The 11,887-nt window shown below is 58.3% G+C and carries 11 protein-coding genes and 1 tRNA gene; 3 read left to right on the top strand and 9 right to left on the bottom strand.

Features of this window, described 5'->3' with window-relative positions; all coding sequences use genetic code 11:
- The first annotated feature begins 82 nt into the window (after positions 1–82).
- Together CF137_RS17925 and CF137_RS17920 are read left to right on the top strand one after the other, a co-directional pair.
- Positions 83–547, top strand: coding sequence for a thioesterase family protein (locus tag CF137_RS17925; protein ID WP_162515976.1), 465 nt, complete (start codon positions 83–85; stop codon positions 545–547).
- 123 nt (positions 548–670) lie between these two features.
- Positions 671–1,198, top strand: coding sequence for an AbiTii domain-containing protein (locus CF137_RS17920; RefSeq protein WP_101326464.1), 528 nt, complete (start codon positions 671–673; stop codon positions 1,196–1,198).
- A gap of 510 nt (positions 1,199–1,708) precedes the next feature.
- On the opposite strand, the gene CF137_RS17915 is transcribed toward CF137_RS17920, so the two are convergent.
- The 9 genes from CF137_RS17915 to CF137_RS17875 form a co-directional block, all read right to left on the bottom strand.
- A tRNA-Pro gene (locus tag CF137_RS17915) sits at positions 1,709–1,785 on the bottom strand.
- A 156-nt stretch (positions 1,786–1,941) separates the two neighbouring features.
- Positions 1,942–2,646: an MOSC domain-containing protein gene (locus tag CF137_RS17910; protein WP_139720752.1), complete on the bottom strand. Its 705-nt coding sequence runs from the start codon at positions 2,644–2,646 to the stop codon at positions 1,942–1,944.
- Between the two features lie 45 nt (positions 2,647–2,691).
- On the bottom strand, positions 2,692–3,537 hold the full coding sequence (locus CF137_RS17905; protein WP_414731112.1) for an ABC transporter permease subunit: 846 nt from the start codon (positions 3,535–3,537) through the stop codon (positions 2,692–2,694).
- Positions 3,534–4,439 carry an ABC transporter permease subunit gene (locus tag CF137_RS17900; RefSeq protein ID WP_139720750.1) on the bottom strand — a complete coding sequence of 302 codons (906 nt, stop codon included), beginning with the start codon at positions 4,437–4,439 and terminating at the stop codon, positions 3,534–3,536. Before CF137_RS17900 ends, CF137_RS17905 begins: the two co-directional genes overlap by 4 nt.
- Positions 4,436–5,590, bottom strand: a complete 1,155-nt coding sequence (gene potA, locus CF137_RS17895; protein WP_101326469.1) for a polyamine ABC transporter ATP-binding protein — start codon at positions 5,588–5,590, stop codon at positions 4,436–4,438. The genes CF137_RS17900 and potA overlap by 4 nt, the downstream gene beginning before the upstream one ends.
- 78 nt (positions 5,591–5,668) lie before the next feature.
- Positions 5,669–6,718, bottom strand: a complete 1,050-nt coding sequence (locus CF137_RS17890) for a polyamine ABC transporter substrate-binding protein (RefSeq protein ID WP_240037872.1) — start codon at positions 6,716–6,718, stop codon at positions 5,669–5,671.
- 154 nt (positions 6,719–6,872) lie between these two features.
- Complete coding sequence (locus tag CF137_RS17885) at positions 6,873–7,970, bottom strand: polyamine ABC transporter substrate-binding protein (protein ID WP_139720819.1); 1,098 nt, start codon at positions 7,968–7,970, stop codon at positions 6,873–6,875.
- Positions 7,971–8,023: 53 nt separating this feature from the next.
- On the bottom strand, positions 8,024–9,385 hold the full coding sequence (locus CF137_RS17880) for an aspartate aminotransferase family protein (RefSeq protein WP_139720745.1): 1,362 nt from the start codon (positions 9,383–9,385) through the stop codon (positions 8,024–8,026).
- A gap of 284 nt (positions 9,386–9,669) precedes the next feature.
- Complete coding sequence (locus tag CF137_RS17875) at positions 9,670–11,001, bottom strand: glutamine synthetase family protein (RefSeq protein WP_101348319.1); 1,332 nt, start codon at positions 10,999–11,001, stop codon at positions 9,670–9,672.
- Positions 11,002–11,491: 490 nt separating this feature from the next.
- Between CF137_RS17875 and CF137_RS17870 the strand changes: the two genes are divergently transcribed.
- A complete protein-coding gene (locus CF137_RS17870; RefSeq protein WP_042018339.1) occupies positions 11,492–11,878 on the top strand; it encodes a TraR/DksA family transcriptional regulator in 387 nt (128 codons plus the stop codon).
- Positions 11,879–11,887 lie beyond the last annotated feature (9 nt).

Raw genomic sequence — 11,887 nt, 5'->3', positions numbered from 1 at the left:
CAGCCATTGCGACTGTTAAGGAACTGTTGCAGACTGGCTGGAGTTTTTACTCGGCTTTGATGACAGGGATCGGTATCAAAGAATGAAACAGATGTTGAAGAAGATGGCACTGAGTGGCATTGCCAATCTGTTCGCCGAGCGGATGCCGTTCAACAAGTTGATCGGCATGCAGGTGACCCACTACGACTTCGACAAGGTGGAACTGCGCATCAAGATGGATGACAAGCTGATCGGCAATCCCTTTCACAATATCTTGCACGGCGGCGTCACCGCCAGCCTGCTGGATGTAGCGGGCGGCATGATAGTCGCCGCCTCCTGCATTGATGATCTAGAGGAGTTCTCTCCCAGCTATCTCAAGGAGCGCTTCTCCTGCCTCGGCACCATAGATCTGCGAGTGGATTATCTGCGCCCGGGGCGTGGTAACGAGTTTATCGCCACCGCCCACATCATTCGCGCTGGCAGCAAGGTCGCGGTAGCCCGGATGGAGCTGCACAACGAAGAGGGCACCCACATCGCCTTCGGCACCGGTACCTATCTGGTGGGTTGAACCAAGTTAGTGCATAAAAACCGTGCTGCTAATCCACTTTTAATCATTCGATTCCTTACCCCCTCTGGCCGAACAAGGTCCATACTCATAGTCGGGATTGTGTGCAGAGGGGAATTGCAGGCGATGAGTGCGAAACTGGCCATCAAACCATCCAGAACCTTGTTGACACAGCTCGAGTACATGCTCAACGAGGTGCAGACACCCGAGTGTCGCCACTGGTTGGAACAGGAGCTTGAGGGGTATTCTCTCTCCTCACCCCTGCCTTGGTATCGCATCGTCCCCTGTCGGCAACGCGGACATTTTTTGGATCTGAAAACGGGAAAATATTTGACCTGTCATATCAACAGTCAAACGCTATGCCAACGCGATATGGCCCAAATTCAGTTCATTTATGCCCGTGAACCCGCCGCCCACTATTTACTGCAACGCGATTCCGGCGTTGAACCCTGGCCAGAGCAACTGCTGGAAGATTATCAGGAGCAGTTGATCCCCGGCCATTTATGCCTGCAAGCCTGGCATGAGCCAGTGAGTTCATTACGTGCACAACTGATGGAGGGAATAGAACATTTCATTAGTGAGTACCCCAAGCACGCGGCCTTGCTGCCTCAACACAGTTTCAAGGCATTGCGGCATCAGCACTGGCATATTTGAGTAAGCGCCTGGCGCGCAAGGAGGGCACCATAGACAAGACCCATAGCGAGATTGCCACAATTTAGAGTGCCGGAGTCAGGATCAGACTCCACCGATGGGCCACCGAGCGGTGGCCCTTTTAATGTCCGCAGCCACCCCACTATCGACAGCCCCATGCGCAATAAGCCCCCTCTGCTTATAACCCAACGGTTCACAATCCATTCCATATCCCACCAACTTATAGCCCCTCTATCCCGCCCTACCGAGAAAAAGTGGGTTGCCATCGCAATCTGAAACGGATAACGGATAACGGATAACGGATAACGGATAACGGATAACGGATAACGGATAAGCAAAGTCTGGCGCCGCGCGCCGTGAACCCACAACACTAACGGACAATCATTGCTCGTAGAGTCTTGGGCTATCGGCAGGTCAGCAGGTCAGCAGGTCAGCAGGTCAGCAGGGGAAATGGTAAAAAACGGTAAAAAGCAGATGCAAAAAGGCCGCTCTATTGAGCGGCCTTTTCAAATTTGGTCGGTGTGAGAGGATTCGAACCTCCGACCCCTTCGTCCCGAACGAAGTGCGCTACCAAGCTGCGCTACACACCGATGTCTGCGGGACGGGAATTTACCGAAAGGACCGTGCTGACACAAGTCTTTTCTGCATTTAGCTCAGAAAAAAGCGACCAGATGCTCACCAAGCACACGCCGGATCAGCCTGTTTACCCTGCGGTATCCTGACGGTGACATACTGGCATCCAGGACTCAACCTAACCGCATCGACTCCGGTCCCAGCAAGCGACGCTGCCAGTCCGCCACAGTGCCATGCTCCAGCCAGTCGGCTGCATGCTGGCGCCAGTTGGGGGAGAGGGCCGGATTTTCCAGCAGCAACAGCAGGTCGGCTTCGTTGCGCACCTGATTGAACAGGATGTCAGCCGTGCGCTTCACCGTCAGTTCGGGATAGGGTCTATCCACCAGCTCCATGGTCGCGTCGGGCGCGATCCCCCCCTCCTCCAGCACCCGCAGCAGCCAGCCACAGCGGCCATTGAGCTGCATCACCTGCGACAGCTGGCCATAGCCAAAGCGCTGGTTGAGCTTGAAGCAAGGGGATCTCGGCTGACTGATCTGGATCAGCGCCTCACCGAGTCGATAGACATCGCCGATGCAGGCTTGTGCCTCGGTCAGCCCGACGCCGGATAGATTCTCGCCAAAGGCGGCAGGTTGCCAGAGGGTACGTGGCGAAGGCAAGCCCAGCGCGGTTTGCCAGGTCTGCCACCAGAGGTAGTGATCGGCCGGATAGTAGTGGAGCGCCCGATCCGGGCCACCGTGGTGGCGCTGGTCACACTGCTCATCCCCTTCCAGACCGGCAAAGGTACAGCGCACTGGCGCAGAGATCGGTTGCTTGTGAATGGCGCTGGTGAGGCCGGGCACCAGCTCGGTGCCGCGACCGCCAAAAAGGGAGATCCGCATGCTCATCCTCCAGGTTGACGAGAGTAGGCGGATCTTATCATGCCGTCAGACCACGGCCTGCATCTGGATAGTCATGGCAATCTCGGCGCGACGACGCTTCTCCGACCTGGCCATCAGATACCAGCTACCGAAGGTAAACAGCGATACCGACAGCAGGATCAGACTGGCCACTGCATTGATCTCCGGTTTCACGCCGAGTCGCACCGCCGAGAAGACCTCCATCGGTAGCGTGGTGGAACCCGGGCCGGAGACGAAGCTCGCCAGCACCAGGTCATCCAGCGACAGGGCGAACGACATCATGCCGCCTGCCGCCAGCGAGGGGGCAATCATCGGGATGGTGATCAGGAAGAACACCTTCCACGGCTTGGCGCCAAGATCCATCGCCGCCTCCTCGATGGAGAGATCCAGCTCCCGCAACCGCGCCGACACCACGATCGCCACGTAGGCAGTACAGAAAGTGGTGTGCGCGATCCAGATGGTCAGCATGCCCCGCTCGGCGGGCCAGCCCACCAGCTGGGCCATCGCCACGAACAGCAGCAGCAGTGACAGACCGGTGATCACCTCCGGCATTACCAGCGGCGCCGTGACCATGCCGCCAAACAGGGTACGGCCACGAAAATGGGGGATCCGAGTCAGCACGAAGGCCGCCACCGTCCCCAGCGCCACTGCGGCAATCGCGGTGTAAAAGGCGATCTCCAGCGAGCGGAACACAGACCCAATCAGCTGTTTGTTGTCGAGCAGGCCGAAGTACCACTTGAGCGACCAACCACCCCACACCGTCACCAGCTTGGAGGAGTTGAAGGAGTAGATCACCATGATGACCATGGGCAGGTAGATAAACAGCAGCCCCAGCCAGAGCATCAGTTTGGCAAAACCGAAACGTCTCATCATGCCTTACCCTCCAGCTCTTTGGCCTGATTACGGTTGAACAGGATGATCGGAATGATCAGCACCGCCAGCATCACCACCGCCAGCGCAGACGCCACCGGCCAGTCGCGGTTATTAAAGAACTCCTGCCACAGCACCTTGCCGATCATCAGGGTCTCCGGGCCGCCCAGCATTTCCGGGATAACGAACTCCCCCACCACAGGAATAAACACCAGCATACAGCCAGCGATAATGCCGTTCTTCGAAAGGGGCACGGTGATCTGCCAGAACCGGGTCAGGTTGCGGGCGCCCAGGTCGGAGGCTGCCTCCAGCAGGCTCTGGTCATGTTTGACCAGATTGGCGTAAAGCGGCAGCACCATGAACGGCAGGTAGGAGTAAACGATGCCGATATAGACCGCCAGGTTGGTGTTGAGGATCTGCAGCGGCTCGTCGATCACCCCGATCCCCAGCAAGAAGCTGTTGAGCAGGCCGTTGTTGCTGAGGATCCCCATCCAGGCATAGACCCGGATCAGAATGGCGGTCCAGGTCGGCATCATGATCAGCAGCAGTAGCACGGTCTGGGTCTCTTTGTTGGCCCGCGCGATGGAGTAGGCCATCGGATAGCCAATCAGCAGACAGAGCAAGGTGCTGATGAATGCCATCTTGAGGGAGCCCAGATAGGCGGCGATGTAGAGATCATCCTCCTGCAGCAGCAGGTAGTTGCCCATGTTGAGCAGGATAGTGAGCTGATTGTCGGCCCAGCTCACCACGTCGGTATAAGGGGGGATCGCCACATCCGCTTCGGCGAAACTGATCTTCACCACAATGATGAAGGGCAGCAGGAAGAAGAGGAACAGCCAGAAGAAGGGGATGCCGATCACCAGCCGGCGCCCCCCGACCCGCTTCAGTTGTTGCACGAACGTCATGATTGCAGCACCACGCCGCTGTCATCTTCCCAGTAGAGGAACACCTGGTCATCCCAGGTTGGCCGCTTGCCGTGGCGTTCGGCGTTGGCGATGAAAGCCTGAACGATTTTGCCCGAAGGCAACTTGATGTGATAAACCGAGTGACCACCCAGATAGGCGATGTCATACACCTCACCCGTGGTCCAGTTGAAGTCCGGGTGCTCGATCTCCTCCGGCTTTTGCAAACTCATCAACAATTTTTCCGGCCGCAGGGCGTAGGTCACCTTCTTGTTCTCGGCGCGGGAGCTGATGCCGTGGCCCACATAGATGGGCTGATCCAGATCGGCGCAGGCGATGATGGCGTGGTCCTGCTCATCTTCCACCAGCAGGCCGTCGAACAGGTTGACGTTACCGATGAACTCGCACACCAACCGGCTGGCCGGAGTCTCGTAGATATCCATCGGGCTGCCGATCTGCTCGATACAGCCCAGATGCATGATGGCGATCCGCTCCGCCATGGTCATCGCCTCTTCCTGATCGTGGGTCACCATGACGCAGGTAACCCCGACCCGCTCGATGATCTCCACCAGCTCCAGCTGCATCTTGGAACGCAGCTTCTTGTCGAGTGCCCCCATCGGCTCATCGAGCAGCAGCAGCTTGGGACGCTTGGCCAGCGAGCGGGCCAGCGCTACCCGCTGGCGTTGGCCACCGGAGAGCTGATGCGGCTTGCGACGGGCGTATTGGGTCATCTGCACCAGCTTGAGCATCTCCTCCACCCGGGCATCGATCTCGGCTCTGGGCAGGCCATCCTGCTTGAGACCAAAGGCGATGTTCTGCGCCACCGTCATATGGGGGAACAGGGCGTAGGACTGAAACATCATGTTGATGGGACGCTCGTAAGGCGGCATGTCGGTGATGTCGACCCCGTCGAGGAACAGCCGCCCCTCGGTCGGGCGCTCGAAACCGGCCAGCATCCGCAGCAGGGTTGATTTGCCGGAACCGGACCCCCCCAGCAGGGCGAAGATCTCCCCCTTGTGGATGTTGAGGGATACGTTATCGACCGCCAGCGTTTCATCGAACTGCTTGCTTACCCGATCAATTTTCACCAGCACTTCTTTGCGCTGCTGACTGCCCTCAAGGGCTTTCTTATAGGCACTGGAGGCTATCGCCATTACCAAACTCTCCAACGTGATACCGACCTCGTGGCCGATTCATAAAAGCGATTTGGCACCCCCGAACGGGCACCAAGGTTAGGTACCGGACTTGATCTTGGTCCAACTCCGGGTGATTAAACGCTGTACCGAGCGAGGATGTGCTTGCTGCACATAGAGACGCTCGAGCACGGCCTGAGGTGGATACACCCCCTCATCGTTGCGCACCGCCTCCGCCATGAACTCGCCCGCCCGGGCATTGGGATTCGCGTAGCCCACATAGTCACTGACCTTGGCGATCACCTCTGGCTGGAGGACGTAGTTGATGAGGGCGTGCGCCTCTTTGACATTGGTGGCATCGGACGGGATCGCCATCATGTCGAACCACAGATTGCCCCCCTCTTTCGGAATGCTGTAGGCGATCTTGACTCCCTTGCCAGCTTCATCGGCGCGGGCTGCGGCTTGCAGGATGTCACCGGAAAAACCGGCCGCCACGCAGATGTCGCCATTGGCAAGATCACCGATGTATTTGGAGGAGTGGAAGTAGGCCACATAGGGCCGCACCTTGAGCAGCAGCGCCTCGGCCTGCTTGATATCCCCCGTCGCATGACTGTTGGGATCGAGTCCGAGGTAGTTGAGGGCGGCAGGGATCATCTCGTCGGCAGAGTCGAGGAAGGCGACGCCGCAGCGAGAGAGTTTCGCCATGTTTTCCGGTTCGAAGATAGTGGCCCAGGAGTCAATCTTGTCGACCCCCAGCACCGCCTTGATTTTGTCGACGTTGTAGCCGATGCCATTGGTTCCCCACAGATAGGGCACCGCGTACTGATGACCCGGATCCACCTTGTCGAGCTGCTTGAGCAGCACGGGGTCCAGGTTGGCCATGTTGGGCAGCAGGGATTTATCCAGCTTCTGGAAGGCTCCCGCCTGGATCTGCTTGGCCAAAAAATTGTTGGAGGGCACCACCAAATCGTAACCGGTCCGCCCCGTCAGCAATTTGCCTTCCAGCGTCTCGTTGGAGTCAAACACGTCATAGACGGTCTTGATCCCGGTTGCCTGCTGGAAATCGCTGAGAGTGGTCTCGCCGATATAGTCTGACCAGTTGTAGAAGTGCAACACAGGCTCCGCCTGAGCGGCACTCACCAATCCCATGGTCAGCGCGAGGGTTATCGACTTGGTTGTGTTCACGGGGTCAGTTCTCCTGTTCAGTGGTTAACCGTCTGCGCATCCATTCGCGCGGCCCATCCAGTTGGATGGCATCACTATCCTCCCGGCCGAACCGCGGACCGGGAGGGGCACTCGTCACTTACTTGCCGGACTTGATCTTGGTCCAGCTGCGGGTCATCACCCGCTGCACCTTGGCCGGCAGATCCGGGAAGGTGTAGATCTTCTGCAGGGTCGCCGCATCGGGGTAGATACCCGGATCGGTGCGGATCGCCTCATCCACCAGCGGGGTGGCGGCCTTGTTGCCGTTCGGGAACTGCACCACGTTGGTGATACTGGCGATGACCTCCGGCTTCATCAGATAGTTGATGAAGGTGTGGGCCGCCTCGGCGTTCTTGGCATCCGCCGGGATGGCGAGCATGTCAAAGAAGCTGCCAGCCCCCTCTTTCGGAATGGTGTAGGTCAGCGCGACGCCGTTGTTGGCCTCTGCCGCCCGCGCCTTGGATTGCTGCAAGTCACCGGAGTAACCGACCGCGACGCAGAGGTTGCCGTTGGCCAGATCCGAAATGTACTTGGAGGAGTGGAAATAGGCGGTATAGGGGCGGATGGAGAGGAACAGCGCCTCGGCTTGCTTCAACTCGTCCGGTTTCTGGCTATCTGGCTTGAAGCCCAGATATTGCAGGGCAGCCGGCAGCATTTCGGTCGGCGAGTCGAGGAAGGAGACGCCACACTCTTTCAGCTTGGCCATGTTCTCCGGCTTGAACACCAGATCCCAGGAGTTGACCGGGGCATCGGCACCCAGCACGGCCTTCACCTTCTCGGCGTTGTAGGCATAGCCGATGGTGCCCCACAGATAGGGGATGGAGTACTGGTTGCCCGGATCGCTCGGCTCGAGCGCTTTGAGCAGGTTGGGGTCCATATTTTGCCAGTTGGAGAGCTTGGACTTGTCCAGTTTCTGGAACACGCCTGCCTTGATCTGCTTGGCCAGGAAAGGGTTGGATGGCACAACAATGTCGTAACCCGAGCTACCCGCCAGCAACTTGGCTTCCAGCACCTCGTTGCTGTCGAATACGTCATAGACCACCTTGATCCCCGTCTCCTTCTGGAAGTTATCCAGGGTATCCGGCGCGATATAGTCGCTCCAGTTGTAGACGTGCAGCACCTTCTCTTCAGCCATTGCTCCGGTACTTGCCATGACCAGCGCCACGGAGGCCGCGATCACTCCTGTTTTGAAAGACATCATCCTTGTCTCCTAAGCAAATTGTATGCGCAGGCCGACCTGCCCGACCCACCTCAACCTTTCAGCTTTGCGGCTGTCAGATCCAGACTGCGCCTGGCCAGATCGACCAATTCATCAACCTGTTCCTCGGTGATGACCAAGGGGGGCGATATGATCATGGTATCGCCTACCGCCCTCATCACCAAGCCATTGTTAAAGCAGAACTCCCGGCAAGTCATCCCCGCATTTGCCTGAGCCGGGAAACGCTGGTTGGTCTGCTTGTCCTGGACGATTTCCAGCGCGGCCACCAGCCCGCGGCCACGGGTTTCCCCCACCAGCGGATGATCGGCCAGCTCAGCCCAACGGCGCTGCAAATAGGGGCCGATGCTATCATGAACTCGCTTAACTATGCTCTCTTTCTGCATAAGCTGGATATTGGCCACCGCCACGGCACAGGAGACCGGATGGCCCGAGTAGGTGAAGCCGTGGTTGAACTCGCCCCCCTCCTCCACCAGCCCCTTGGCAACCCGGTCGCTCACCATGACGGCGCCGAGCGGCAGGTAGCCGGAGGTGATCCCCTTGGCCAGACACATCAGATCCGGCTTGATGCCAAACCCTTCGCTGGCAAACCAGTGGCCGGTGCGACCAAAGCCGCAGATCACCTCGTCGGCGATCAGCAAAATGCCGTAGTGATCGCAGATCCGCTGGATCTCCGGCCAGTAGCTGTCGGGCGGAATGATGACGCCGCCCGCCCCCTGGATCGGCTCGCCGATAAAGGCGGCCACCTTGTCCACCCCCAGCTCCAGAATCTTCTGCTCCAGCTGACGGGCCCGCTCCAGCCCGAACTCGTGGGCGCTCATCCCCTGCCCCTCGCCGAAGTGGTAGGGCTGATCGATGTGCACTATGCCGGGAATGGGCAGGCCGCCCTGAGCATGCATCCCCTTCATGCCACCGAGACTGGCACCGGCCACGGTAGAGCCGTGGTAGGCGTTGTGGCGACTGATGATCACCTGCTTGTCAGGCTGCCCCTTGCTGGCCCAGTAGTGGCGCACCATCCGCAGCACGGTGTCATTGCACTCGGAACCGGAGCCGGTAAAGAAAACACGGTTGAGATGAGCAGGCGTCACCTCGGCCAGCAGGGTCGCCAGCTCGATCACTGGCGGGTGAGCGGTCTGGAAGAAGAGGTTGTAGTAAGGCAACTGCTGCATCTGGCGGGTGGCGGCATCCACCAGCTCCTGGCGGCCATAGCCCATGTTGACGCACCACAGGCCCGCCATGCCGTCCAGAATGCGGTGGCCGTCGGAATCTTCCAGATAGACGCCGCTGGCCTTGGTGATGATGCGCGAGCCCTTCTTGTTCAGGGCCTGAAAGTCGGTAAAGGGGTGCAGGTGGTGGCTGGCATCCAGCTGTTGCCACTCACGGGTTGTCTGCTGCATGTATTGCTCCTCGGTTCCTTCGATTTAGCAGGATTATTTTGTCAATTCATCAGGAGGGCTGGCATATCCGCAGTCACTGCCACTCACGGGTGTCAGCTGCATGTATTGCTCCCCTGCGCCTTCGATTTAGCAGGATTCTGGCGTCAAATATTCAGGAGGGCTGGCACGTTCGCAGCCACTCACAGGTGGCATGCCGCCACCTGACTCGTTTCCGATGTCTTAGATACGGGGACCGGAGAGGCCGACTCTGGCCTCTCCGTTACAGGGGCTGGCACGCCCCGGGATCAGACGTTGAGCAGCAGGAACTCCCGCTCCCAGCGACTGATCACCCCGAAGTAGGTTTCATACTCTTTGCGTTTTACCGCAACGAAGGCACGGATAAAGCGCTCACCCAGCATCTCCTTGATGGGCTCGCACTGCTCGAGATGGCTGAGCGCCTCCTCCAGCGAACGGGGCAGGCTATAGGGCAGCTCGTAAGCGCTCGACTTCATCTCCGGCAGCGGCTCCAGCTTCTCCATCATGCCGAGGTAGCCGCAGGCCAGGGTTGCCGCCAGCGCCAGATAGGGGTTGGCATCGGCACCGGCAAAGCGGTTTTCCACCCGGCGAGCACTCGGGTCGGAGAAGGGCACCCGCAGGCCGCAGGTACGGTTCTCTACGCCCCACTGGACGTTGCGCGGCGCACTCTCACCGAAAGTGAGGCGGCGGTAGGAGTTGACGTTGGGGGCCAGCAGCGCGGTCACCGCTGGGGTGTATTTCTGCAGACCGGCGATAAAGTGCATGAACTGCTCGCTGTTGCCGCCGCTATCGGTACCAAACAGGTTGCGACCATTCGCATCTTCCAGGCTCTGGTGGATGTGCATGGCGGAGCCCGGCTCATCGCTCATCGGCTTGGCCATGAAGGTGGCATAGATACCGTGCTTGTGGGCCGCTTCACGCATGGTGCGCTTGAACAGGAACACCTGATCCGCCAGATCAATGGCATCACCATGCAGGAAGTTGATCTCCATCTGGGCGGCACCCGACTCGTGGATCAGGGTGTCAACCTCCAGCTCCTGCGCCTCGCAATAGTCATACATGTCTTCAAAAATCGGGTCGAACTCGTTGACCGCATCGATACTGAACGACTGGCGAGCGGTCTCCGGGCGACCGTTGCGACCGATCGGCGGCACCAATGGATAATCGGGGTCTTCGTTGCGTTTGACCAGATAGAATTCCAGCTCGGGGGCCACCACCGGCTTCCAGCCCTGCTTCTCGTAAAATGACAGAACCCGACGCAGCACTGAGCGTGGCGCTATATCGATCAGCTTGCCGTTGATGTCAAAACAGTCGTGGATAACCTGCGCAGTGGGCTCCAGCGCCCAGGGGACAAAACGGATGGTGTTGGGGTCAGGATAGAGCTGCATGTCCCGCTCCAGCGGGTCGATCATGCTGTCATCATCCGGATATTCACCGGTCACCGTCTGGGTGAAAATCACCTCGGGCAGCCGCATGCCCCCCTCGCGCAAAAACTTGTTGGCTGGGATGATTTTGCCCCGGGCATTGCCGGTGAAATCCGGGAACAGGCACTCCACTTCAGTGATGCGATTGCTCTCCATCCAGCCTTTGATACTGTCCATGTTAAACCCCGACTTTACGGTTGCCATTGGCAAGGGTGTCTAATATATGGAACACCCTTGTTATAAAATTGTAATCAACATCACCATAAAAGCCCGCCATCAAGGGCAATGTCAAGCGGGCGTGTTTAAAAAACTATAAATAACGGCGCATATAATGACCAGGTCGGCACCAAATACTAAACACATACTGTCCGACCGAGCGGGTGTTAAACCACCACGCCATTAACTGCAAAGCGAATGCCAACACCTGGGGTGCCGGATGGCAAAACCTGCTCAATTCCCCGCCAGAATGGGCCATTTTTTTGCAAGGGCGCACAATCCTTATGCTATTTGCTTTGCTTGGCTGCATTTTTTTGGTACAAGGCCCGCCCTGATTTGCACTCTCTTGCACGAAACAAGTGCAAATCGGGATACAAGGGCTTGGTCTGTAGGCAGACAGCCCCCATAAACAGGGATTATTGGGTTAGCAAACTGACTGGTAGTTAATCGTATGTGTGATTTCATGACTGAAGACCAACTGGCCTTTTACAAGGGGCAGATCGAGCGACAGATCGTCGAACTCGAAGAACGCCTCAGCTCTCAGGCTAGCCAGGCCATCGCCACCGACACCAACGAGATGGCTGATGAAATTGACCGTGCCAGTATCGAGGAAGCCCGCCGTCTGGAGCTGAACCGCATCGAGCACGACAAGCTGCACCTGCGCAAGTTACGGGGCGCGTTAAAGCGTATGAACGAAGGGGACTTCGGTTACTGCGAATCTTGCGGTGACGAGATCTCCCTCAAGCGGCTGCATGCCCGTCCGGAATCCCGTTTCTGTGTCGAATGCCAGAGCACCAAGGAATTTAACGATACCCACGTGTTCCGCCGCGTCGCCTGATCCCGCCAG

The organism is Aeromonas sobria, from assembly GCF_006243315.1.
In the GTDB taxonomy this organism is placed as follows: Bacteria; Pseudomonadota; Gammaproteobacteria; order Enterobacterales; family Aeromonadaceae; genus Aeromonas; species Aeromonas sobria_A.
Note: the sequence above shows the minus strand (reverse complement) of the source record. Positions and strands in the feature narration are given on the sequence as shown.